General features: G+C 64.3%; 25 protein-coding genes. 18 read left to right on the top strand and 7 right to left on the bottom strand.

Annotated elements, in window-relative coordinates:
* Positions 1-39: 39 nt before the first annotated feature.
* The 7 genes from O0J15_RS05490 to O0J15_RS05460 are packed head-to-tail and all read left to right on the top strand — an operon-like array spanning position 40 to position 9,153.
* Entirely contained in the window at positions 40-2,538 is a 2,499-nt protein-coding gene (locus O0J15_RS05490) for a phage tail length tape measure family protein (RefSeq protein ID WP_308305248.1), read from the top strand.
* Positions 2,538-2,996, top strand: a complete 459-nt coding sequence (locus O0J15_RS05485) for a hypothetical protein (RefSeq protein ID WP_308305247.1) — start codon at positions 2,538-2,540, stop codon at positions 2,994-2,996. Before O0J15_RS05490 ends, O0J15_RS05485 begins: the two co-directional genes overlap by 1 nt.
* The gene (locus tag O0J15_RS05480) at positions 2,993-3,475 is read left to right on the top strand and encodes a DUF1833 family protein (protein WP_111099151.1); all 483 of its coding nucleotides are present in this window, start codon (positions 2,993-2,995) and stop codon (positions 3,473-3,475) included. The genes O0J15_RS05485 and O0J15_RS05480 overlap by 4 nt, the downstream gene beginning before the upstream one ends.
* A complete protein-coding gene (locus O0J15_RS05475) occupies positions 3,472-3,849 on the top strand; it encodes a nitrite transporter (RefSeq protein WP_111099117.1) in 378 nt (125 codons plus the stop codon). The genes O0J15_RS05480 and O0J15_RS05475 overlap by 4 nt, the downstream gene beginning before the upstream one ends.
* Positions 3,846-6,908 (top strand): host specificity factor TipJ family phage tail protein, encoded by a 3,063-nt coding sequence (locus tag O0J15_RS05470; RefSeq protein WP_308305246.1) that lies wholly within the window; start codon positions 3,846-3,848, stop codon positions 6,906-6,908. Before O0J15_RS05475 ends, O0J15_RS05470 begins: the two co-directional genes overlap by 4 nt.
* A gap of 21 nt (positions 6,909-6,929) precedes the next feature.
* Positions 6,930-8,423: a hypothetical protein gene (locus tag O0J15_RS05465; protein WP_308305245.1), complete on the top strand. Its 1,494-nt coding sequence runs from the start codon at positions 6,930-6,932 to the stop codon at positions 8,421-8,423.
* A gap of 10 nt (positions 8,424-8,433) precedes the next feature.
* Positions 8,434-9,153 carry a hypothetical protein gene (locus O0J15_RS05460; protein ID WP_308305244.1) on the top strand — a complete coding sequence of 240 codons (720 nt, stop codon included), beginning with the start codon at positions 8,434-8,436 and terminating at the stop codon, positions 9,151-9,153.
* 35 nt (positions 9,154-9,188) lie between these two features.
* Here O0J15_RS05460 and O0J15_RS05455 read toward each other — a convergent pair whose 3' ends face one another.
* Positions 9,189-9,854: an SOS response-associated peptidase gene (locus O0J15_RS05455; RefSeq protein WP_308305243.1), complete on the bottom strand. Its 666-nt coding sequence runs from the start codon at positions 9,852-9,854 to the stop codon at positions 9,189-9,191.
* Positions 9,855-10,297: 443 nt separating this feature from the next.
* Between O0J15_RS05455 and O0J15_RS05450 the strand changes: the two genes are divergently transcribed.
* Complete coding sequence (locus O0J15_RS05450; protein WP_308305242.1) at positions 10,298-10,747, top strand: BLUF domain-containing protein; 450 nt, start codon at positions 10,298-10,300, stop codon at positions 10,745-10,747.
* Here the strand turns inward: O0J15_RS05450 and O0J15_RS05445 are convergent.
* Positions 10,729-11,019, bottom strand: a complete 291-nt coding sequence (locus O0J15_RS05445) for a hypothetical protein (RefSeq protein WP_021203822.1) — start codon at positions 11,017-11,019, stop codon at positions 10,729-10,731. The two genes, O0J15_RS05450 and O0J15_RS05445, sit on opposite strands and share 19 nt — an antisense overlap.
* A 62-nt stretch (positions 11,020-11,081) precedes the next feature.
* Between O0J15_RS05445 and O0J15_RS05440 the strand changes: the two genes are divergently transcribed.
* From O0J15_RS05440 to O0J15_RS05430, 3 genes are all read left to right on the top strand, one after another.
* The gene (locus tag O0J15_RS05440) at positions 11,082-11,696 is read left to right on the top strand and encodes a hypothetical protein (RefSeq protein WP_021203823.1); all 615 of its coding nucleotides are present in this window, start codon (positions 11,082-11,084) and stop codon (positions 11,694-11,696) included.
* A 381-nt stretch (positions 11,697-12,077) separates the two neighbouring features.
* A complete protein-coding gene (locus O0J15_RS05435; RefSeq protein ID WP_236509477.1) occupies positions 12,078-12,251 on the top strand; it encodes a hypothetical protein in 174 nt (57 codons plus the stop codon).
* Between the two features lie 180 nt (positions 12,252-12,431).
* Positions 12,432-12,944, top strand: coding sequence for a hypothetical protein (locus tag O0J15_RS05430; RefSeq protein WP_236509526.1), 513 nt, complete (start codon positions 12,432-12,434; stop codon positions 12,942-12,944).
* A 307-nt stretch (positions 12,945-13,251) separates the two neighbouring features.
* Here O0J15_RS05430 and O0J15_RS05425 read toward each other — a convergent pair whose 3' ends face one another.
* A complete protein-coding gene (locus tag O0J15_RS05425) occupies positions 13,252-14,121 on the bottom strand; it encodes a PoNe immunity protein domain-containing protein (RefSeq protein ID WP_308305241.1) in 870 nt (289 codons plus the stop codon).
* Positions 14,122-14,236: 115 nt separating this feature from the next.
* Between O0J15_RS05425 and O0J15_RS05420 the strand changes: the two genes are divergently transcribed.
* A complete protein-coding gene (locus tag O0J15_RS05420) occupies positions 14,237-15,394 on the top strand; it encodes a hypothetical protein (protein WP_308305240.1) in 1,158 nt (385 codons plus the stop codon).
* A gap of 92 nt (positions 15,395-15,486) precedes the next feature.
* Here the strand turns inward: O0J15_RS05420 and O0J15_RS05415 are convergent, their stop codons facing one another.
* Positions 15,487-15,852, bottom strand: a complete 366-nt coding sequence (locus tag O0J15_RS05415; RefSeq protein WP_308305238.1) for a hypothetical protein — start codon at positions 15,850-15,852, stop codon at positions 15,487-15,489.
* A 165-nt stretch (positions 15,853-16,017) separates the two neighbouring features.
* Here O0J15_RS05415 and rimK point away from each other — a divergent pair, with 165 nt between their 5' ends.
* The 6 genes from rimK to O0J15_RS05385 all read left to right on the top strand — a co-directional run bounded on the left by rimK (position 16,018) and on the right by O0J15_RS05385 (position 21,080).
* Complete coding sequence (gene rimK / locus O0J15_RS05410; protein WP_026347043.1) at positions 16,018-16,896, top strand: 30S ribosomal protein S6--L-glutamate ligase; 879 nt, start codon at positions 16,018-16,020, stop codon at positions 16,894-16,896.
* Positions 16,897-17,139: 243 nt separating this feature from the next.
* Positions 17,140-17,616, top strand: a complete 477-nt coding sequence (locus O0J15_RS05405) for a hypothetical protein (RefSeq protein ID WP_227845085.1) — start codon at positions 17,140-17,142, stop codon at positions 17,614-17,616.
* Positions 17,617-17,709: 93 nt separating this feature from the next.
* Positions 17,710-18,183, top strand: a complete 474-nt coding sequence (locus O0J15_RS05400) for a hypothetical protein (protein ID WP_019660177.1) — start codon at positions 17,710-17,712, stop codon at positions 18,181-18,183.
* A gap of 8 nt (positions 18,184-18,191) precedes the next feature.
* On the top strand, positions 18,192-18,869 hold the full coding sequence (locus O0J15_RS05395; RefSeq protein ID WP_005410804.1) for a response regulator transcription factor: 678 nt from the start codon (positions 18,192-18,194) through the stop codon (positions 18,867-18,869).
* Positions 18,832-20,199, top strand: a complete 1,368-nt coding sequence (locus tag O0J15_RS05390) for a HAMP domain-containing sensor histidine kinase (RefSeq protein WP_031269244.1) — start codon at positions 18,832-18,834, stop codon at positions 20,197-20,199. The genes O0J15_RS05395 and O0J15_RS05390 overlap by 38 nt, the downstream gene beginning before the upstream one ends.
* Positions 20,200-20,693: 494 nt before the next feature.
* A complete protein-coding gene (locus O0J15_RS05385; protein WP_019660175.1) occupies positions 20,694-21,080 on the top strand; it encodes a hypothetical protein in 387 nt (128 codons plus the stop codon).
* Between the two features lie 160 nt (positions 21,081-21,240).
* On the opposite strand, the gene coaE is transcribed toward O0J15_RS05385, so the two are convergent.
* From coaE to O0J15_RS05370, 3 genes are read right to left on the bottom strand one after another with little or no spacing between them, the layout of a single operon-like run.
* Positions 21,241-21,852 (bottom strand): dephospho-CoA kinase, encoded by a 612-nt coding sequence (gene coaE / locus O0J15_RS05380; protein WP_155030019.1) that lies wholly within the window; start codon positions 21,850-21,852, stop codon positions 21,241-21,243.
* 11 nt (positions 21,853-21,863) lie between these two features.
* Positions 21,864-22,727, bottom strand: a complete 864-nt coding sequence (locus tag O0J15_RS05375; protein ID WP_021204211.1) for an A24 family peptidase — start codon at positions 22,725-22,727, stop codon at positions 21,864-21,866.
* Between the two features lie 7 nt (positions 22,728-22,734).
* Complete coding sequence (locus O0J15_RS05370) at positions 22,735-23,994, bottom strand: type II secretion system F family protein (protein ID WP_021204210.1); 1,260 nt, start codon at positions 23,992-23,994, stop codon at positions 22,735-22,737.
* Positions 23,995-24,066: the final 72 nt, after the last annotated feature.

The raw sequence follows: 24,066 nt of genomic DNA, 5'->3' as shown, positions 1-24,066 counted from the left end.
CTACCTGGCCACCGGCCAGCCCCTGCAGCAGAGAGAGCTATGTCCCGGTCCCTTGGTACGCTGACCATCGACGTAATCGCCGAGGTCGGCGGCTTCGCGTCCGGCCTGGACAAGTCCGAGCGCCGGGCGGAGAAGTGGCGCAAGAAGGTAGAGGCAGAGGCGAAGCTGGCCGGCCTCGCTTTGGGCACCGCCATCGCGGCCGCGGTGGTAATGATCGGGAGAAACACCATCGCTGCGGAGCGCGAGGTGGCCCAGCTGGATGCCATCATCCGCTCCACCGGTGGCGCAGCCGGGTATACCCGCCAGCAGCTGCTGGATATGGCCGACACCCTATCGAGCAAGTCCACGTTCAGCGGCGGCGAGATCGTCGAGGCCCAGACCCGGCTGCTGTCCTACTCCGGCATTCTGGCGTCTAACATTCCGCGCGCCATGCAGGCGGTCATCGACCAGTCCGCGCGCCTCGGCATCAGTGTCAGCCAGTCGGCGGAGACCATCGGCCGCGCGCTGGAATCGCCCAGCAAGGCGGCCGCGGCGCTCGCCCAGCAGGGCTTTGGCGCTGCCTTCACGAAGGAGGTGCGCGGCACGATCGACGAGCTGGTCAAGGCCGGCAAGGAGGGCGAGGCCCAGGTGATGATCCTGGAGATCCTTGAGGAGTCGTACGCCGGCGCGGCGCAGGCGGCGCGTGACACCTTCGGCGGTGCGCTGCAGGCCCTGGGCAACACCCTCAACGACATCACCACCGCCAAGGACGGGAGCCTGAAGGGCGCCACGGACGCGGTCAATACGCTGATCGAGACACTGAACGATCCGGCCACGAGGGAGGGCTTCAACAATCTGATCTCGGGTGCCGTTGAAGCCATCGGCACGATGGCCAAGTTCGCATCCACTGCGGCCAACGTGACCAAGTTCGTGGCAGAGAGCCTGGCTGCACGCGTCAGCGGACCTGACATGGCGGACGTGGTACGCGTGGAAGACCGCATCGAGCGCCTGCAGAAGACGCTGGCGGCCGTGCAGAACTCGAAGGGCACGCTGGGCTTCTCGATGCTCAACGCCAGCGAGCTGATTCCGTCCGATCTGATTTCCAGCCCGGACAAGGTAATGCAGCGCTTGCGTGGCGAGATCGCCGCCGAGCAGCGAAAGCTGGAAGAGGGCAGGCGCATGCTGGAGCTGGCAGCCAAGGCGGCCAGTGCAGCGAAGGTCGAGCCGACAGGGGTTACGGGTGATCCTGCGGATGCTGCTGCGCGCGAGGCCGCTGCTGCCGCGGCTGCTGATGCCGAGAATGCCAAAAAGCGCTTGGCTGCGCAGCAGCAGCTGCAGCGTGCCTATGAGTCTTCCTCCCTGCAGCTGCAGCGACAGATCGCGCTGTTCGACACCAGCTCGGACCGCTCGGGGCGAGCGACAGAGTTGCAGAGGCTGAACTTTGAATTGGCGCACGGAAGCCTTCAGGGGCTGAACTCCGCGCACCAGGAACGACTTCGCGCACTAGCCGCCGAGATTGACCGACTGGCCGGTGTGAAATCGGCCAATGAAGAAGCCGCCAAGGCCACTGAAGCCTTCGGCAAGCTGAAGGACGAGCTCAACAAGAAGGATTCGTTGGGCGTCGACCAGGCCCGGGATCGCCTTAAGGTTCTGCAGGCAGCGGCGGCGGTCGGCGCCGCCAACGATGCTGACTACATTGCCACCGCTGGGAAAGTCATCGACCAGGTCGGCGGAAATGGCTCGTCCGACTACAAGGGGCCTGACGCGCTCTTCGGTGGTGCGCGAGGCGAATTCTCCAAGATCGATGAAGCGGAAGAGGCCGAGAAGAAGAAGCTGCAGTCCAAGCTTGAGGCGCTGGAGGAGCAGAGGCAGGCGCGCCTCGATCTGGAAACAGACTGGAACGCCAAGGAACTGAAGCTCCGCGAGGAACATCAGGCGAACCTGGACCGACTTGACCGGGCTCGGTGGCAGGTTGCAGCGACGGAGGCTCAGTCCGCACTAGGGAGCATCACCGATGTGATGCGCACCAGCTTCGGCGAGCAGTCCGCCCTCTACAAGGCGGCGTTTGTGGTCCAGAAGGCTGCGGCGATCGCTCAGTCGGTCATTGCTATTCAGCAGGGCATGGCGATGGCGGCTGCGAACCCTTGGCCGACCAACCTAGCCGCCATTGCCTCGGTGGCGGCGGCGACCGCCGGCATCGTCTCCAACATTGCCGCGGTCGGCATGGCTCACGACGGCATCGACAGCGTTCCCGAGACTGGAACTTGGCTGCTGCAGAAGGGCGAGAGGGTCACCACTGCGGCCACCAGCGCCAAGCTGGACGCAACCCTCGACCGCGTGTCACGCGATTCCGCCGGCGGAGGTCGGGGCGATAGCTTTGAGATGCATTTCAACGTGAACGGGTCCATCAGCGAGCGAGAGCGGTTGATGCAGGAGCAGACGGTGCGGCGCGCAGTGACCCTGGCGCGGCAGGACCGCGTGGCGGACACCACGTCCGGCACCGGTCCCCAATCACGCGCAATGCGATCGAACTGGAATGTCAGAAGGAAGGTCGGGTAATGGCACTGATCATGCAGCCGAAGTGGTTGCCCGAACCGCTGCGCGAGGGCTATGGGCTGCGCCACGTATCACCTCAGACGCGGTCCACCTTCGTAAGCGGGCGATCCTTGCCCCGGCGGGCCTACACCGCGACGCCGAGCCAGACTGAGGTCCGATGGCTGTTGAATGACCAGCAGGCTGCTCTGTTCGAGAAGTGGTTTCAGGAGCAGCTGTTCGATGGCGTGGCTTGGTTTGCCTGCCGTCTTCGCACCCCGCTGGGCATGGACTACTACAGGGCGCGGTTCACCGACATTTACGACGGGCCGACGTTGACCAACAGCAACCTGTGGATGTTCACCGCGCCGCTGGAACTGTACCTCCGGCCGCTGTTGGCCGATGGTTGGTCTGAGTACCCAGAAGGATTCCTGCAGGCCAATGTCGTCGACCTGGCCGCAAACAGGGAGTGGCCGCAGCCATGAGTATCCTCGAACGGTTGTATGCCTCCGGTGGCAGCGAGGTTGAGCACGACACGCTGGCTATCACTGTCGGTGGCGAAACCCACTACCTGACCAAGGGTTGGGAGGATCTGACCGCGGTTCTGGAGACAGGTCAGACGGTGACTTTCAAGGCCTGCGGCATGGACGTAGCGAAGCCCGCCCGAAACGCGGAAGGCGTCCAGGATCTGCGCTTCGCTCTGACCAACATTGATGGCGTGGTGAGTACCAAGATCCGCGCCGCGCTGGCCGCGCGGCAGGAGATGACGGTAACCCTGCGGGTCTACCTGAGTAGCGATCTGCTCGCTCCAATCAAGCGCCCGCTGTCGATGGTCATCAAGGGTGGCCAGTGGTCGGCCACCGAGGTCCAGATCACGGCCGGCTTCATGAACATTCTCGACACGGCCTGGCCGCGCGATCGCTTCAACCTCTCCAAGCACCCCGGACTGCGCTATATCTCATGACGATCGACCTTGAAAAGTACCTGGACGTTGTCTGGGTCAGCGGCGGCCGCGTGTTCCCCGAACTGGACTGCTATGGCGTGGTCAACGAGGTGCGGCGGGATCTTGGCTTGCCGGCGTGGGATGAGCACCCTGGCGCCACCCGTGAAGATCTGCCCGAGCTGGCTCAGCAGGCGGTTCTGCAGCATGCCGGTAGCGACCTGGTGGAGGGCGCCGTGGCGTTCTGCTACGAGGGCAGCATGGTGACCCACGTTGCCGTGCTGGTGGAGGTAGACGGCCGCATGTGCACGCTCGAGTGTAACGAAGGCCGAAACGTGACGGTGCTGCCTGTGGCGCGCTTCGAGCGACGCTTCAATCGTGTGGAGTATTACGCGTGATCCGTGTGTTTCCTTCGCGGATGCCTGGCGAAGCGCTGGAAACTCACCAGCATGGCCGGGTGACGGTGGACGGCTGGCTACGGGCGAACGTACGCGGGTACACCGGCGAGGGTGAGCAGCCGATCGATCTGGAGGTGGACGGCACGCCGATTGCGCCCCAGGTGTGGGCAAGCACCTGGATCGACCACGGCAGCGACGTGCGGATCTACCCCGTCCCTCACTACGAGGGAGTAGCCGCTGTGATCTACTGGGTCGTGGTGGCTGTGGTGGCTGCATATGCCATCTACATGGCCAACAACCTGCCTGGCAGCCGAAACGGGCAGGGCGACAGCCTCAGCCTGGACACGGCTCGGGCAAATACGGCCCGGCTCGGTAGCCCCGTGCGCGAGGTTCTGGGGCGGTGCCGCGTTTGGGCCGACTACCTGGTGCAGCCGGTGTCGCGGTTTGTGGGAGGGAAGACATACCGCACCCAGATGTTCGTGTGCGTGGGCAAGGGCCGGCACATAATTCCGCTGGGTTCCGCGCGGCTGGGCAATACGCCCATCAGCTCCTTCGGCAGCGACGTGGATATCACCATCTACCCGCCTGGCGCAGATGTGGGCGGCGATGCGCGGTCCGAGAACTGGGTGAACTCCACCGAGGTGGGCGCCACGGCCTCCGGCACTGCCGGCCTGGACCTGAGCGATACGGCGGACGTGGCCACCGGCATCAATGCCGATTCGGTGACCGTGTCGGGGAACGTGTTCACCCTGAACAACGCGACCATCACCGACGCCGACGGCAAAGAGCGGCCAGCAACCTCTCTGCCTGTGAGCTGGACGGTGGGGGCGGTGCTGACGCTGAAAGTGGCGGCGACCTTCACCGCGACCACGAGCGGGCTCTATTCGATCATCGCCGGCAGCGCGGTGGCCGAGCTGGCCCCCTACGTCGGCATGCCGGTGCTGTTGACCTACAACGGCGCGGATTACGCACTGTTCGTGGCCAGCTACACCGCCGGCGAACCGGCGGTGCCGGGCGTGGGCGGCAGTCCGGCTCGCTTGGTCGGTTCTGCGGCGGCCAGCAACTTCGATTTCAGTGGGACGCCGGCCACCTTCGGCATCAGCTGGCGCGGCACCACCTACAGCGTGGCCTTGGTGGCCAACTACATCACGCTGGGCGTGCTTCTGACTGCCATCAATGACCAGCTGGTCGACAGCGGCTTGGTGGCAACGCAGTCGGGCGGGGTGGTGACCATTGCCGAGGCGGAGAGCCCTTATGCCGGTGGCAACATCACCTACAGCGGTCTGCCTGCCAGTGTCTTCGGCAGCAGCCCGACCACCACGACTGGCGTGGCCACCACCGGCGGCACGCCGGCGACACAGCCGCGAGTGACGCTGGCCTATGACGGCCCGGGCGGCACGGCCTTCGGGGGGCTGCCGCCGGGCTCGATCTCGCTTGCCATGTCGCGCGGCCAGAGCGAATACCGCATCGCGTCCAAGTCTGGCTTCACGCTGACGGTGCAGCGGCTGACCGAAGGCGGCGTGGTCGACACCAGCTGGCCAGGCTGGGTCAGCCGGACCGCCACGGACTATCGGGCAACAGGGTTCCAAGAGGGCGAGGAATGGCTCGGGCCGTTCCTGGTGTGCCCGAGCGGCGAAACCACCGAAACCTTCGAATATGACTTCAACTTTCCCGGCGGCCTGATCTGGTACACGGACAAGGGCAACAAGCGCACCTTCACCGTGACCGTGCGCGTGGCCTACCGCGTGTTCGGCTCAGGCGATGCCTGGTCCGTACGCACCCACACCTACACAGCCATCTCCGAGGACGCGCTGGGCTTCACCGAGCGCATCACGCTGGCCACCCCCGGGCAGATCGAGGTACGCGTGCGCCGCGTGACCGAGCGCGGCGGCAACTCGGCGCGGGACGCCTGCTTCTGGCAGGGCCTGCGCGCGCGCCTTCCGCAGCGGCCCACTCGCTACGACGACTTGACCACGATTGGCCTGACGGTGACCACCGGCACGAAGCTGGCTGCCCAGACCGACCGCCGGTTCAACGTGGAGGCCACGCGGCTGTATGACGACGGCGCGGCCCGCAGCATCAGCGGCGCGATGGTCCACGTGATGCGCTCGCTGGGCCTGCCGCTCGAGCAGATCGACACGGAGACCCTGCAGCACCTGGAGGACACCTACTGGACGCCGCGCGGGGAGTTCTTCGACTTCAGCGCGGAGAAGACCGGCACCAGCGCGCTGGATCTGCTGCAGATGGCCGCCCAGGCCGGTATGGGCTACTTCCTGTTGATCGATTCCATGTGCTCGGCGGGCAGGGAAGGGGTGAAAGCCTGGCGCGGCGGCATCTCGCCTCAGCGCCAGCTGGAGCCGCTGAGCACGTCCTTCATCTCACCCGGCCCGGACGACTACGACGGGGTGGACGTGACCTATATCGACGAGGTGACGTGGGCGGCCGAAACCGTAGAGTGCCGCCTACCGGGCGTGACCGAGCCATGGAAGGTGGAGGCGTTTGAGCTACAGGGCGTCGGCACACGTGATCGCGCCTACCGGATCGGCATGCGCCGCTTGATGAAGCATCAGGGCCAGCGCCTGACCTACAAAACCAAGACCGAGATGATGGGCCTGGTCTACCAGTATGGCGACCGAGTGAAGCTGTTCGACGACATCCCCGGCTCTAGTACCACCAGTGCCATGATCGAGTCCGCCAGTCTGGATGGCACCCGGCTCCTGATCGAGGTGGGCGAGTACCTGGACTGGAGCCTGCCGGCGCCGCGGTGCCTGGTCCGGTTCCAAGACGGAACGCTGTCCGGCGTGATGGTGCCCACCCGCGTGGACGAGCATCGCCTGACTATCGCCGCCTCGGCACTTCCGGGCGAGCACGCGTTCAACACCTGGATCATGGACGACCCGACGATTGATCCGCCGGAGCTGATTTTCTGCGACAGCACGCGCGCTGGGTATGACGCCGTGCTGGCCGAACTCACGCCAGGCGAAGACGGCTCGGTTGAGTTGACCGCCCTGCAGTACGACCCCGTTTTCTACCAATACGACGACGCGACCGCGCCGTAGCGCCACTGGAGACGCTGCAACATGACGACCTTCAATACCGGCAACCCGCTGGGTTCGAGCTCGCCCAAAGATCTGTACGACAACGCCGAAAATCTGGACAACGGCATTAACGGAACCGCGCCGACATGGCAGGATCGCCGAGGGGTTACTCGGAAGAGCTGGAACGGCATAGAGACGGATTTTCAGCAGTTTCTTGCCGATGGCAGCACCATTGAGTTTCCAACGTGGGCGGCGGCCAGTGCTGCGGCCGGCGCGGGACAGATCCCGCTTGATCGGCAAGTCGCTGTTATCGGCGACGAGGGCACGCACCTCGATCCCGTAACCGGCGCTGACGTGCCGAACTCTGGTCGCTACGTCATGACCTCCGCAGGGCTCCAGTGGCGGAGTGCTGATGTGCTTAGCCAGAAGGCCGATAAAAGTGAACTGGAGCTGGTGGCGGGGAAGTATGGGCCAACTGTTCGGGGGAATCCGGTCGAAGTGTGGACGGATCCAGAGCAAAACGTCTGCTTCGCACTCTATCCTGACGGAACTGCCGAGCATCTGTCGGTGCGCGTGGGAAACCACATCACCGTGAAGGGTTCGGACGGCGAGGCACTCGCGAGCGGTAAGCTCAACGTCGAGGGCATCTATACCCAGTATCGCGCCGATGTTTCAGCGCAGTTCCCTGGAGCCATCATGATCGACGTGGATGGCTTCGGCCGCGTCGGTCGGATCACCTACGGTGATGGAAGGGAGGTGTTTCCCGCCGGAAGTACCCTTACGCCGGTTGCATTTGCGATGATGCCGAACGGTGTTGGTGGCGAGAATCCCAACGGCGGATTCACCTGCACAGGGCTGGCCAAGATCACAAGCGGCCCTTGGACCAGCTGCTGGTTGGTAGCGAATGACGGTCGATCCGTCGAGGGGTCAGGGGTTTACGAATGCTCTGTCGTAGTCCTTTCGCCGGACATGTCGCGGGTTCTTCGCGAGTTCACCGTTTTCGACAAAGTTACCAGCCCGGGATCGATCCAAGGAGTGGCATGGGATGAGTCCGATGACACCTTCTGGTTCGCCGACCAGGGAGCCAATCTGGTCCGGCATATGGACCTGTCCGGTGTGTTGCTTCCGGACGCTATCAATACAGGTTTCATTCCCAACGCCGTGGCGCGTATCGCCTCGGAAGATGCTCTGATTCTGCCGCGCTACAACACCGGTACGGTTGATGTGTATTCCTGCGCATCGGGCCAGTTGATTAGAACCATCAGCGACATCCGTGCGGACCATGACCAGGCCTACTACGACGCCTCCGCGAACGCACTGTGGTACACCGCTGGTGCGAACGGAAGTAGCGGATCGGTCTATGCAGCGAGCATGGCCACCGGCGCTCAACTTCGCCAATTCACACTGTCAGGGTCGCAAGCGATTGAGGGGGTGCACGTCGATGGCCAGCGGCTCACCGTGTTGAATGATGGTGGTTTTCATACCAACGCTAAGCCCGCTCTCTCCATGGCTTGCATCTACAGTCTCAATATCTAAAGGACCCGCTATGGCGACTCTGATTCGGCAATTCCCAGGAGCTCAGTTCAATGGCTCCTTGATTCTTGACCTTGAACCGACCATCAGCTTCCCGGCGAGCACGCTGGGTGCGTACCGTCTTCGGAACTCTGCCGCTTACTCGGCCTACCCGAGAGCCGGTTCGTGGCCAGCCGCCGCAGTTGTGGACACCGGTGCTGATCCCACGTTTACTCCGTACTCGGTTCAGACCAACGCTGGCAAGACGATAGGTGTGACCGGTCAGAACATGCCCTCGGGTAATGTGACTGTGCTGACTGTCAGTCGCCAGCGCTCAATCCCAGGCGCTGGCGCTTTGCAGTGGCTCGGCGGCGCTGCAGTGAACAGCACACAGGCCTACGGCGTGGTACGAAGCAAAGACTCGTTGAACGCTGCTGTGATGGTCAATGGCGCGACCTACGCACAGATGACACCGAATGGGGGCGATCGATGGGAGGCGATTTTCGCCACGTTCAACGTGAGCGCTTCGCAGGCAAGTCTCTACCGCCCCCGTACCGATACCACGACTACCGCTGCGATCCCGACGCCCACGATTCCGGCTGGTGCCATCCGGTTGCTCGGGAATACGCTGCACACTGCCCCGGCCGAGGGAGCGCTCGTGGCGTTCTTCAATGGGACGTTGACGAAGGCGGAGTTGGACGCTATCTACGCTTCGGCCAAGGCGTCCCTCGCGGTCAGCGGGATCGAAATCTAAGGGTCTTGGCAGGGCCTACCAAGTGCGGCTCTGTGTTACTCGACCCGCAGCAGCAGATATTCGCGATTGTTCCGCGGTGCGTTCACCGCGCGGCTGACCCGATAGGCCTCCATCGCCGGCGGCTCGCTGGCCAGCAGCATCGCCATCGCATCGTCCGGACTAGCGGCCATCCACTCATCGATCTGGCGGGCATGCAGCCACACCGGCATGCGGTCGTGAATGTCGGCCGAGACGCCGCTGCTGTCGCCGGTGATGATGGTGAAGGTGCCCAGGTTCCCCTCGGGCAGCAGCGGGCTGGTGTCCTCCCAGAGGCCAGCGGCCAGCAGCGGCCCGGTGGCGTGGATGAACCAGGGATCCTTCTTCTCGTCAATCGGGCTCACTGACCACTCGTAGTAGCCGGCCATGGGGATAACGCAGCGGCGCTTCTTGAAGGCCGACCGGAACGCCGGCTTGGTGGCCACCGTCTCGATTCGGGCGTTGATGGTCGAGCCCTGCAGGCCCTTGGCCTTGGCCCAAAACGGTAGCAGCCCCCACGCCAAGCGGGTTACCTGCCGGCCTTCGCCCCGGTCCAGGATTACCGAGGCCCGCTGTGTCGGCGCGAGGTTGTAGCTGGGCTGGATCTCGGCCAGGCCGGGGGCAAGGTCAGCCAGCCCCGGCTGGCCGAAGTCGACAACGGGCAGCTGGACGAATCGGCCGCACATGGCAAGTCAGGCCGGCATCGCTTGGGGTAGCGTGTGCCCCAGCACGTGGTCGCACTCAACCAGGCGAGCATTGCTGACGGCTTGACGCTCGCCGCATCCGGCGCACGCGAGTAGCGTGCCGCCTGGCATGGTCTCCAGCTGCGGCGCCTTGGAATGGGTGATGTGCTTGCAGTGGTTGCAACGGACGCTGATTGCGCTGACTCGGTGGAGGTTGCCATCGCGGTCGCGTACTGCATCAAGATCGAGAACGTAGAAAAGGCCTGTATCGGGCATTGCGGTGTACCAAGTATTTTTGGGGATGCTGCCCTGATCGCTGCCTCCGTCTTGTGATGAAGGTCCGCATTCAGCATCACGCGTTCCTGAATTGTTGTGCAAGTGGTCGCCACCTCACGTAAACGTTCTCACGCGTCTGTTAGGCTCGTGCCTCATCAAGGAGGTGCGCAATGCCCATCACGGCGGTTGTATACGTGAGCAGTGCTGGTGGGGAGATCGCCGGCGACAAGCTGGGCCTGTCCAACGGAAAGTTGGATCAGATTGTGGACGACGCGGCCCGGTTCAACCTTAATGCTGGGGTTACGGGGGTGCTCCTCTTCGATGGCGAACGCTTCCTCCAGTACCTGGAGGGGCCGGAAGATGGGTTGTCAGTGGCGTACTCCCGCGTGCTGGGCGCGAGCAGCCACAACGGAATCGTGGAACTGCAGCGGGGCCGGGTGGGGCAACGCCGCCTGCCGTTCTGGCCGATGAAATGGCTTCCGGTAGAACCGGTAGAGCTGAAGCGGTTGGCTAAAGCCGACTGGACTCGATTCAATCAGCGCGGCGACGCCGAGGATGCAAACCCAGCGGCTATGGATCTCCTAGCTTCGCTGGTTGAGCCTTACGCTGTGGCCGCCTGATCCCCTTGGCGATGCTCCCCGATCTGCTCGGTGAGCACGGTGAGTGACTGCTGGAAAGCGGCGGCGAACAGATCGCCGTCGCTTTGCCTGTGCTTAGAGGCGATGCTGGGCAAAAGACTCAGCCAAGTACCGGAGAGCCGTTCGGGTGCTGGGTGAGTCAGCGTGAGTACTCGAAGCGCGTATTCCGCTGCCTTGAGATAGCCGCGGTGCATCTGAAGTTCTGACTCGCATGCGTGGAGGCGATCGAGGGTTTCCGTGATTTCGGTCGTCATGACGGTCTCGACAGTTGGGGGTGGGGAAGGCGATAGTCTGGCGACCTCTGAGCGAGTCCGCTATGAGCATCCTCAACGTTCTGTTACGCCCTGACCAGCTCCTGGTCGCGGTCGATACCCTCGCGGAGGACGCCCGCACCGGAGCGCATTCGTCCGGCGCAAAGATGCTGCTGATCCCTCAGTACAACTTGGTGTTGGCGGCACGTGGGTCCACTCAGTTCTTTCTTCGCATCTACGAGCTCGCGCTCCAGGCAAGCTTCCGGGCCGATTTCACAATGGAGCAGCTGACAAAGGAGCTCGGGCTTGTGATCGACAAGTTGTGGCCAAGCTATGAGAGAGCGGCTGCCGAGGCGAGTCTGCAAATGGACGCGTTGGGCACGGAGTTGGTGCTGGGCGGTTGGTCGCCAAAGAGCGGCCGGATGGTGGCTACTGCGTATGCCAAGAGCGACAGCTCTAGGCCAGCAATTGTGCAACCGCTGGAGGGTGGCTTAGCTTCGCCCGGAGAGCCTCTTGCCGGAAGGCCAGATAGCTTCGCTCCGGCTGATGTGCTCGCAGCTGGCAAGATCCAAGCGGCATGGCTTAATAAGCGGGTGGGGCGGCAGGTGGCCGGGGGGCGGCTTCTTGCTACCGTGCTTCGGGAAGGGCAGGTGGTGACCCAGGACTTAGGTCAGATCTAAGTCCTTGGGCGTGAGTCCTGCAAGTTCCTGGGTGGCAGGAAGCTCAACTCGTGGCACGTGAGCAGCGTCGTGTCGGCGTGAGGTTGTGGCTGGGCTGAATCTCGGCCAGGCCGGGGGCAAGGTCAGCGAGCCCCGGCTGGCCAAAGTCGACAACGGGGAGCTGGACGAATCGGCCGCACATGGCCGGAGGGTAGCCCGGCCTGCCGTGCTCAAGGCGTGTATAGCCTCCAGCGCCGGCGTTACGGCTCCGTCCTGCGCGCATAACACTGTTGGTATGGTTGAGTTACAAGACATTGAAAAATATAGAGAAATAATGGAATTTTCGTTGACTCGCGAGTTTGCTGGGTCTACGTTCTGCGCTCCCAAACACGGAGCATGCAGATGATCGAAAAGTTTGAAATCCACAGTCGCCAAATCGCTGACGAGTTCCTGGCAAGCCTGGTCGCGAACGAGGCCCGGTTGGCAGATGCCAGCTTCCACGCCGCTGACAAGATCCATGACCCTTCCGTCCGCGAATACTTCTTGGACCGGGCGCAACAGATGCTGCAAGCCTGAGCCGCGCAAGCAGTGACGGATTACGGAGGGGGCCGAGCAAGGCTCGGCCCTGCAGTTCGGGGAAATTGACGATTTCGTCAAACCGCCGATGCAGTGCTTAACAACTCCTTCCTCGAACGATTCAGCCAGGTCGCCGCCGCGTTCGCAGGATCTGCGACGCCCGGCCGTATCCTTCCGGCCATGCTTCCCTCGCACGGCTACCAAGGGTTCCGCACCGCCCCGATCCCCTCTGGCTGGGTCCAGACCGGTGAGCGCTGGGCGCTCTGGTACAACGGCCGGGAGACGGCCAGCGTCACGCCAGATGGTGGCCCTGGCGTCAGGCTATGTATGGAAGGCCAGAAGATGTGGCAGGTGAAGGAAGTGCGCGCCGCCAACGTCCGGCAGGCGAAGCGGTATGCCGAGCGCTGGTGCGCCGCCAGGCTCTACCCCGAGCTCCCGCTGCGTGAGGCCGTCGCCCGGCTGACCGACAGCACCCCGATCCAACCGGAGCCGCCACTGCCCGGCTTGCCTCCGACCCGCGAGCAGCGGCAACAGGCCCGGCGCCTGGCTGAGGCCGGGGCGAGGGAAATCGAGCGGATCAAGGCGGCGCTTGAGCCGCGCAAGCTGCCGGCAGAGACGAAACCCCGAGCGAGGGACGTCCGCACCAAGGCGTGGGTGAGGGCAGGACTGGAGCAGCTTCGGCGGAGCGTCTGAGAGGTCCGGGCGCGCTCCGCAATTGCTGCGGATGTTGTGTTTCTCTCGGTAAAAATGACCCTGCAACGGGGCGCATTGCGGAGCGGAAATCAGGAATAACCCATTGAAACGCATGTATTCCTGACGAGCTTCCCAAGCTACTGACGTGGGTTCGATTCCCATCGCCCGCTCCATGTCTCCAGGGTATTCACCCCCGGCAGACGCGGCGTACTCGATGCACCACACCCAGCTCGAGCGTGTGGCAGCAGCGCCGCAATCTCCTCCTCAGTGTTGGGCTGTGGCCCCTTCGAACCATAGCTCGAGTGGCTTATGCGCCCGCTTGCGGCCGGGCGAAGTCCACCAGGTCGGAAGGATAGTGCGGGCAGGTGCGCAGCGCGGTGTCGTCGCCGCCATACAGCACCACCAGCGCTGCTACCTCCAGCGCCCAGTAACCCCACGCATGCGGTCCGGTCAGCCGTCGGGTCCGCTTCTGAGCCTGGGGCGACAGTAGAAAGAAGTCACGGTAGTGCACCTGCAGGTAGCCGGTCAGCAGGGATGGAACGAACGCTTCACCGTCGCGCAACGGCGCGAACAGCTCGGCGAACGGGCGCGGATGGAATATCGCATCGCTGGCTTCGGCAAGGCCCAGTGCCGGTGCGCTGAGGTAGTCCAGCACGCGGTCGGTGTCGAAGCAGAGCACCTTCTCCACCAACGCTGGAAGACGGTCCTGCGCATCCAGCAGCACGCCCAGTGACAACAGCTGCAGGGCGTACTCGTAGTGCTGCGTTGTGCGCGGTTGCAACGGCGCGGCCAGCGCGATGTCGTGGCCCTGCTGTTGCAGGCTGTTCCGGGCAATGGCCAGCAAACGTGCATGCTCGAGCCAGAGTTCTGCAACGTCGGCATGCATCTGCTGCAATGCCGTGGGGGCGAATCCACGGTCGATGCCTTTCAGCAGCAGGTTGCTGCCGGTCTGGGCAACCGCTTCCCAGCCGTACGCATGTTCCAGCGCCGCATGCCCCTGCAGCGGTTCCTCCGCAGGGTCACCGCCATTGCGCGCATGACGCGCAAGCAGGGCCATGCCCGCGTTCCAGTCTGCCTGCCAGTCCGGCAGGCGAAGCATGCGGCGCGGTACTCCCGGATCCTTGGCCAGTGCTCTCCATCGCGGTAGTACGTCCAGCAGCAGATTCCGGCGGTTCACGGCAGTCATCGGTTCCATCATCAGGGAAAGTCTAGCGGCAATGCCGGTTCGACCCCCATTGCCTGGCACCGCGTTGAAGGTTTGAATGGTGCGCAATCGCAGTCACCATGCCCGCATGACCGTTGATCGAATCGCCCTCCGCCGTTTCACCCAGTGGCTGCCGTTCCTGGTCCTGGTCGCCATCTGCGTGGCCTGGTGGTCGCCGCTGGGCGTGGTTGTCGCCTTGGCCGCGTGCCTTGCAGTGGGTGGTGTGCTGCAGCGCCTTGATCTGGTCGGCGATACCGTAGGCGGCGCACTGCTCCGCTCGCGGGCGACGCTGCCCTTTGCTACCCGGCCGCCCACGCATGATGTCCTGTTGGATTGGGGCGAACTGGGCATGGGAGGTCCGGCCTACAGCACCCAGATGCTGCGCGATGGCGCCATTGTCGAGGGCGTATCCACTGGAGGCAGCCACGACGCCAGTGGCGAGTGGCAGACGCTGGCGGGAAGCGGGCTGCGTGTGGCCAGTGGCTATGTTGATCGCAGCGAAGCGGTGATCGTCTACGACGAAGCGGACAAGCGGGTGATGCACCTTCAGGCGATTGTTCCCAGTCTGTTCTGGCAGGAACTGCACGAGCGCCGGCAGCTTGGCGGGGATGCCGAAGCCGCAATGTGGTTGCGGCATATCCCCTGTCGATCGACCACGCTGCGGCCCTGCCGGGGTCTATGGCTGGAACCGGAGCATCCCGCGCTGGCCGCCGGGTTGCCGCAGGCATTGCGGCATGTCCTGCCGGATGCCCGGGTGCTGCAGGCCATACCGCTGCTGCCCGACGATCTGCGCCTGACCGCGCATCCGACGCTGTTCGCGCGCATCTGCCCGTACGCGCTCTGTCTTGATGGCGAGCCCAGTGACCGTCACGCCTGCGATCTGGAAACGGTGATCACCAGCCCGTCCGGACGGTGCGTGGCGGTGGCGGGCAGCGTGCTTGATGGGGATCTGCGTCCCATCGAGGGCGTATGGCTCGTCCACTGGCAGGGGTGTTGGCAGGCCATTGGCCGCCGTGCGACGGGCGGCAGCGGCAAGGCCCGCAGTGGTGCCTGGATCGATGTGATCGAGGCCGGCGATGACGGTTCGCTTCGCTGCGAAGCCTATGAGGAACACTGGACGTTCGACGCGATCACACGCATCCCCACGCCACACACGGCGCTCGCCCTGCCTGTGGAATGGCGGGAAACCGCGCTGGCCGTGCGTGTCCGCGATGGGCACTTCTCGCTGCGCCTGCCCCCGCGCTGATCAGCGGCGGCAGGCATCCCTTGGATGAGCCATGAGGATGTCCCCGACGACGGTGCGGTCATCGCCGGAGACGGTGCGGCGACTATCGGCTGTCAGTCTGAGTAGAAGCCGTTGCCAAGGGTGCCGGGCAGGCTGGGTTCCGGCCACGGCATCAGTGATGTGCAGGCGTCATACAGCGTGCAGAAGTCCTGCCGCAGTTGCACAGGCACCCAGCTGCCGTAGGACACGTCGGTCGAGTCGCCCTGGCAGGCGTAGGAAACATCGATCCAGCGGGTGTTGGCGTGTGAGGCAACGCCTTGGTGCTGTGTCTTGCCCGTGCAGTAGCGCAGGCCCTGGCCGATCAGGGTGTTGTTGGCATCGAAGTAGAGCCGGGAGACTGCGTGGGTCGGCGCAGCCCGTACGTCTGCGGCACCTCCCACCAGGCCAAACAGCAACAACAGCGGAATTCCCATTCGCATCTGTGGTTCTCCTTGGATTGTGCAAGCCGGCCGTTTCTGTCCATCAGCCGGCAACGGCATATTCGCACAGCCCCGGCAGGCATGCAGATGCGGCGGCCTGCGGGGCATCATCCACCCGCCACACGCCCGCGCTATGCTGCGCGCCTGCCGCCCGATCCCGCCGCGATGAAGCTCGCCATCCTGTCCCGCAACAGTTCCCTGTATTCCACCCGCCGGCTGGTCGAGGCGGCACGCACGCGTGGCCATACCGTTCGCATCCTCGACCCGCTACGCTGCTACATGCGCATCGCCGCCGATGGTTTTTCGATGCACTACAAGGGCCGGCCGATGACCGGCGTGGACATGGTCATCCCGCGCATCGGTGCCTCGATCACCCGCTATGGCACCGCCGTGCTGCGGCAGTTCGAGCTGATGGGCGCACGCACCCCAAACCCCTCCGACGCGATCCTGCGTTCGCGCGACAAACTGCGTGCGCACCAGCTGCTGGCCGCCAAGGGCATCGACATGCCTGTCACCGTGTTCGGTGACAACCCGGATGACACCGTCGACCTGTTGTCCATGCTCGGCCCGCCGCCCCACGTGGTGAAGCTCAACGAGGGCACCCAGGGGCGGGGCGTGATCCTCACCGAAAAGGCCAGCGCATCGCGCGGTATCGTCGAGGCCCTGCGCGGGCTGTATGCCAATTTCCTGATGCAGGAGTTCATCGGTGAGGCCAAGGGCGCCGACCTGCGCTGCTTCGTGGTGGGCGACCAGGTGGTGGCCTCGATGCAACGCCAGGCGCCGGAAGGCGACTTCCGCTCCAACCTGCATGCCGGTGGCACTGCGGTGGCGGCCAAGGCCAGCCGCGCCGAACAGCAGGTGGCGGTGCGTTCGGCCAAGGCGCTGGGCCTGTCGGTGTGCGGGGTGGACCTGATCCGCTCCGCGCGCGGCCCGCTGGTGCTGGAGGTCAACTCCACGCCGGGGCTGGAGGGGATCGAAGCCGCCTGCGGGGTAGATGTGGCCACGCGCATCATCGAGCACGTCGAGAAGCTGAAAAAGCCATGACAAATCAATATTTTGAGATTCTCATGGGCAAATGAGGCCGGCTTTAACATGCCTTTAATCGGCGCCGGCGTAGCCTTCAGCGAACCGCAGCTCTGCCTCTCAGCAGGATCGGTATCGGGATACGACTTCAGACCCAGGCGGGCCACCGCCTGGGTCTTTTTTATACCTGCCGGAAGTCCCTTGTGGAGGCCGCGTGACGGCCGTAGAGTGGCCATCGTTCCTGGATGGATCCGGAGGCTGGCGATGTACCGCATCACGATGATCGCGTTGTTGCTGGGGTTGTCTGGCACTGTCTCCGCCAAGCCGGAGAAGACCGCCATACAGATGGACGGGCAGGCACCGGTGGCCGAGCAGGTCCGGCGGGTTGAAAGGGCCCTTGATGACGGCGAGTACAGCGAGATGTCCGCTGACGACCGCGCCCAGGTGCAGCAGGCCCTGGCGCGCATCACCCAGCGCATGGGGGACCACAGCACGCTTCAGGAGCTCCCGCCGCAGGTCCAGGCAGAGGTCTTCAACGACCAGGAGCGGATCAACACCGTTCTTGTCCGCGCCCACGAAGACAGCCGCCAGATCTGCCAGCACACCCGCACCACGGGCAGCAACATGCCCAAGAGCCGCTGCTTGACGGTGGCCGAGCGCCGCCGGATCGAGGAAAAGGGCAAGGCCCTGCTCAACGACCAGCGCACCTTCAACAATCTCACGCCTCCCAGTAACCGCTAGCCGGGCCGATTGCCGCCCGAGCGACCGGCACTTGCTCGCGTGAAGGCGGTGCGAATACAGTCAACCCTCAACTCAAACAAGGATTCGTTTGTCATGAAGTCCCTCCTGATGTCGGCGGTCCTGGTCTCGGGCCTGACCCTGGCCACCGCCGCCTCCGCATCCAACCAGGCCGGTGAGGTCTTTATTCCGGGCAAGCCGCTGCAGCAGCAGATCGAGCGCATCGAAATCGAACTCAACGATGGCGAGACCTACAGCGAACTGAAACAGGCCGACCGCAGCCGCGTGCGCGAGGCGCTGGTGCGCATGCGTACGGCCGTCGAGCAGCATCCCGACCGCGATTCCATGCCTGAACAGGTACGAACCGATGTCTTCAACGATCAGCAGATCGTGAACACGGTTTTGACACAGGCCCGTGAAGATAGTCGTCTAATATGCCAACGTGAAAAGGCCACGGGTTCGAACCGGTCCACGACGCAGTGCACGACCGTAGCCGAGCGCGCGCGACGGAAGGACAAGGCACAGCGTGATATGGGCCAGGCCCAGCGCGTCGGCAAATTCGTCAATTAGAGGTGACAGTGAGAATCCTGGTAATCGAAGACAACAGCGACATTGCGGCCAACTTGGGCGACTACCTGGAGGACCGGGGCCACACCGTGGACTTCGCGGCTGACGGGGTTACCGGTCTGCATCTGGCCGTGGTGCACGAGTTCGACGCGATCGTGCTGGATCTCAACCTGCCAGGCATGGACGGCATCGAGGTCTGCCGCAAGCTGCGCAACGAAGCGCGCAAGCAGACCCCGGTACTGATGCTCACCGCCCGCGACTCGCTTGACAACAAGCTGGCCGGCTTCGATTCCGGCGCGGACGACTACCTGATCAAGCCGTTCGCGCTGCAGGAAGTGGAAGTGCGTCTGAACGCCCTGTCGCGACGCGGCAAGGGCGTGCAGACCCGCGTGCTGGAAACCGGCGATCTGGAATACAACCTGGATACGCTGGAAGTGCGCCGCCAGGGCAAGCTGCTGCAGCTCAACCCGACTGCACTGAAGATCCTGCAGGCGCTGATGGAAGCGGCCCCGGCCGTGGTGACCCGCCAGGAACTGGAAACCCGCGTGTGGGGCGAAGAACTGCCCGATTCGGATTCCCTGCGCGTGCACATCCACGGCCTGCGTGCGGTGGTCGACAAGCCGTTTGAAGTGCCGCTGATCCAGACCCGCCATGGCATCGGATACCGCATCGCCACCCCGGAAGCCTGATTCGGTGGCAAGCAAGGGGGAGCGCCGGCGCACGCCGTATCGGCGGCGCCTGCGCAGCCGCATCATCGTTTCGTTCGTGTTGTTGGGCTTCTGCCTGACAACGCTGTTCGCGTTCGCCACCAACTGGGCCCGCCTGCGCGTGGAAAACCAGCTGGTGGAAGAGCTGATGAACCGCAACATCGACGAGTATGCGCGCCGCTATTACGAGCACCCCGGGCATAACCCGGATGCACCGGTGCTGCAGATCAGGGCTTATGCCTATTCGAAGGACAAGTTCGACCGGGTGCGCGAAGAACGCGCGCAGTGGGCGGGCTTCTCCGATGGCATCCACAGCGTCAGCGGTGATGAGCACGGCGAGCCGTACTCCTACAAGCTGGCCGTGCGCAAGACGCCGGACGCCTGGTTCTTCCTCGCCTATGACATGACCGACAGCGTGCGCGGCGGCAAGCAGCTCAACCGCGCGCTGGTGCTGTCGGTGCTGGTGTTCAGCCTGCTGTCACTGGTGCTGGGCTGGTGGTCGGCCTCGAAGGTGATGAAGCCGGTATCGGACCTGGCCGCACGGTTGCGCGCCTACCGTGGTGGTACCAGTGACCCTGAGCCGCTGGCGCCGCGTTTCCCCGATGACGAAGTGGGGCAGCTGGCACAGGCACTGGACGACTATTCCTCGCGGCTGACCGAAGTTGTGCAGCGCGACCGTGAGTTCAATGCCGACGTCAGCCATGAGCTGCGCACGCCGCTGGCGGTGATCCGGGGTGCCACCGAGCTGCTGCTGACCCGGCCCGGCCTGGACGAAAAGGTGCTGCAGCGCCTGCAGCGCATCCAGCGTGCCGAACAGCAGTGCAGCGATCTGATCGGCGCGTTGCTGCTGCTGTCGCGCAACGAACGCGGTCAGGGCACCAGCAACGTGGCCCGCGTAGCCGAGCAGCTGCTGGATGCGCACCGTGCGCAGCTGGGCGGCAAGCCGCTGGAGCTGGTGCTCGAAGGTGAGCGCAACCTGGTGATCGACGCGCCCGAGGCGGCGCTGTCGGTGGCACTGGGCAACCTGATCGGCAATGCGGTGAAGTACTCGCAGGACGGCGAGGTGCGCGTGTTCGTCGGCGCCAATTCGGTCTCGGTGACCGACAGTGGCCCGGGCCTGAGCGAGGAAGATGCCGCCAAGCTGTTCCAGCGTGGCTACCGCGGCACGCATGCTGGCCATTCGCAGGGCGGCGGCATCGGCTTGTCGATCGTCAGCCGCCTGTGCGATCTGTACGGCTGGCAGGTGAGCGTGCGCCCCGGTGGCGAGCGTGGCGTGATCGCCACCCTGACGTTCTCGCCGAAGCCGTTGTAAGGGCCCCTGCTTTGGTGGGTGCCGACCTTGGTCGGCACGGACCCTGCCGACCTTGCATCGCGCTCTGTGTCGCTTGTGCCACTGAATTACCCTCGCGCGATGATCAGGCATCAGGCCCAACGCGACACCACCGTGATCGCTGCCGCGCCCCGCGCGTGTTCCAGTGCACGCATTGGCAAGCCCGCGCCGCACTTGAGAATTTCCTTACAGATTGCCGTGCGCGGCGATGGCCTGATGACCTGGCCGGGGCAGGTGCCTTGGCCGGGATTGGCGTCCTGAAAAAAACCAACAAATCAAAAGCTCCGGATGTGCTCTAGCTCATCATGGAAAATGCATCGTCTGCCTTGGCTTTGGCGGACGGTGCGTGGGGATTCGCCAGAATCCGCTGGAGTCTTTTTCCTTCGCTTTTGAGTTGTTGGGTCTCCGGTACGCCAACCCGCACCGTCCGCCACCTTGCATCTGCAGGTGGCCTGCCGACTGCGAGGAACTCCACCATGTCCACCCGCCCGCTGTTCCCCCAGCTGCACGCCCTGATCGGCGACGCCGCCCACCTGCTGCCTGCCGACGTCGCCGAGCGTGTCGAAGTGCTGCTGGATGACCCCAAGGACCTGCTGCCCGCCCTGCTGGCGCGCATGGATGGCCGCGACGCCGCCGACGGCCAGCGGCTGGACGTGCAGGGGGCCAGCCCGGCGCAGGCCGCCACGATGGCCGGCCTCAGCCGCACGCTTGCCGGTCTGAACACCCTGATCCAGCTACTGCACGCCGCCGAAATCGCGCGGGAGCAGGGCGGTGCCCGCCAGCAGCTCAATCCCGATGTCGTCGACGGCCTGCTGCTCGGCGCGCGCGAACTTGCCCGCTACGCCCGCCTGCAGCTGGAGTAGATCCACGCCACGCGTGCATGCAGAGCGTTTTGTAGAGCCGAGCCGATGCTCGGCTTGATGGTCGCAGCCGAGCATCGGCTCGGCTCTACAGCAGATCCCCAGATCCATACCATGCGTGGATGCACTTCGGTAGCGCGGGCCGCCGGCCGGCAACCCGGCCTCAACCCCCGGCCAACCCCAGATACCGCGCATGCAGCTGTTCCACCTGCACCTGCAGGTCCTCCGGCTGCCCATCATTGACCACCACGTCATCGGCCAGCGCCAACCGCTGCGCGCGGCTGGCCTGCGCAGCAATCATCCGGTCGGCCAGCGCAGCATCAATGCCATCGCGCTGCATCAGCCGGGCGTGCTGCACGGCTTCGGGCGCATCCACCAGCAACACCCGGTCCAGCCATGGGTAGGCCTTCCGCCCGCCCACCTCGGTCAGCAGCGGAATGGCGGCAACCGCATAGGGGCTCTCAGCCTGCTCGCACTGCTGCTGCATCAGCAGGCGGATGGCCGGGTGGGTGATCGCTTCCAGCGCCGTCCGTTCGGCCGGGTCGGCGAACACGTGAGCGCGCAGGCGGGCCCGGTCCAGGCTGCCATCGGCCAGCAGCATGTCGGCGCCGAAGCGCTCGGCGATGCGGGCCAGCGCCGGGCTGCCGGCGGCCACCACGGCCCGTGCGGCCAGATCGGCATCGGCCACCACAATGCCCAGCGCCTCGAAGCGCCGGGTTACTTCGGTCTTGCCGGAGGCGATGCCCCCGGTCAGGCCAACCACATAGCGGCTCATGGGGACTCCCCTCAGCGCAGCCCGCTCATCATCAGGTACTGATCCACCAGCGGTGCGCCCCACATGAAGTACAGCCAGCCGGCGATGGCCAGATACGGCCCGAAGGGAATGGGCGTGGCGCGGTCACGGCCCCGGCTGTACAGCCAGATCGAGCCGATGATGGCGCCCAGCACCGACGACAGCAGGATGATCGGCAGAATGCCCTTCAGCCCGCACCAGGCGCCGAGCGCGGCCAGCAGCTTGAAATCACCGTGGCCCATGCCTTCCTTGCCGGTCAGCTGCTTGAACAGCCACCAGACCATCCACAGCGACAGGTAGCCCACCGCCGCGCCGACCAATGCAGGCTTTGCCGGCATGTACAGGTTGTCGATGTTGCCTATCAGGCCCAGCCACATCAGTGGCAGAGTCAACTGATCGGGCAGCAGCTGGGTGCGCAGGTCGATGCCGGACAGGGCGATCAGGAAGCAGGTCAGCACGATGGCGCCGAAGCCCTGCCAGCCGAAGCCGAACTGCCAGACGCAAGCCAGCACCAGCACCGAGGTCAGCGCCTCCACCAGCGGGTACTGCAGCGAGATCGGTGCCTTGCAGTGGCGGCACTTGCCGCCCTGGATGATCCAGCTGAACAGCGGGATGTTCTCGTACCAGCTCAGCTTGTGCTTGCAGTGCGGGCAGTGCGACGGCTCGACCACGATCCCCGGTGGGGGGGGCTCATAGAAGTCCGGTTCCTCCAGGACTTCGCGCGCATCGCGCTTCCACTGCCACTCCAGCCGCTTGGGCAGGCGCAGGATGACCACGTTCAGGAAACTGCCCAGCAGCAGTCCCAGGGCGGCCGCGGCGGGGTAGCCGAGGCCAGGGTGCTGGTCGAGAAATGCCATGTATGTTTTATCCGACGACGGAAGCGAGCTTGAAGATCGGCAGGTACATGCCGATGACCATGCCGCCGACGATGGTACCAATGATCACCATGATGATCGGTTCCAGCAGGCTGCTGAGGGCATCAACGGCATTGTTGACCTCCTGTTCATAGTACTCGGCCACCTTGAACAGCATGGCATCCAAGGCGCCGGCCTCTTCACCGATGCCGGTCATCTGGATGACCATGTGAGGGAACAAGTTGCGCTGTTTCATCGCCACGTTCACCGGATAGCCCACGGAGACGTCGTCGCGCATGCGCAAGACGGCTTCCTCGTACACCGTGTTGCCGGTGGCCCCGGCAACGATACCCAGTGCTTCCACCAGGGGCACACCTGCCTTGAAGGTGACTGCTGTTGTACGTGCGAACCGCGCAATGGCGCTGTTGTGCATGAGTTGACCGATAACCGGCACCCGTAGGACCAGCCGATCTATGCTGTGTTGCAGCGCGGGTGAACGTTTGTAGGCGGCAATGAACCCCGCAATGGAGCCGATGATGACGATCAGGATCAGCCACCACCAAGACACCATGAACCGGGACATATTCACGATCATCTGGGTGAAGGCGGGGAGGTCTGCGCCGAAACCCTTGAATACGTCTTCAAACTGCGGAACCACCCACACTAGCAGAATGCCGCTGACAATCAGTGCGACCGCCAGCACCATTGCCGGATAGAACATCGCCTTGCGTATTTTCCCCTTCAGGGCTTCGATGTTCTCTTTGTACGTGGCGACGGTGTCCAGCACCGTTTCCAGTACGCCAGCGCCTTCGCCAGCCTTGACCAGGTTGCGGTACAGCTCGTCGAACTGCACCGGGTGCTTGCTGACCGCTTCATAGAGCGACGAGCCGCCCTCGATATCGGTGCGAAGCGAGTCCACCATCTTTTTCATGCGCGGGTTCTTGTGCCCGCTGCCAATGATGTCCAGTGCCGAGACGATTGGCACACCGGATTTCATCATCGTCGCCATTTGGCGGCTAAAGAACGCAATGTCCTTCGGCGATATCTTGCTGCCTGCTGCGCCGAACAGCGGTTTGGGCTTGGCCTTGACCTGGCCCGGGTTGATCCCTTGTCGGCGGAGTTCGGCCCTGAGCAGATTGGCGTTCTTTGCCATCTGCTCACCCTTCATCTTCACTCCGCGCTTGTCGGTCCCCTCCCAGACAAACGGCTGCAGCTCCGTGGTGCTGCGCGCCACGGGCTCCTTCTTGATCGCACTGCCACTGACAGACATATAGGCTCCCCAAGACCCGCCATCCCCAGCGGGCGTCTAGCCGTCGATGGTAGCCGGTTCATCGCCATCTGG

It is taken from the genome of Stenotrophomonas sp. Sm10 (genome assembly GCF_030985515.1).
GTDB lineage: Bacteria > Pseudomonadota > Gammaproteobacteria > Xanthomonadales > Xanthomonadaceae > Stenotrophomonas > Stenotrophomonas hibiscicola.
The sequence above is the reverse complement of the archived record's forward strand: the minus strand, read 5'-3'. Positions and strand labels throughout refer to the sequence as shown.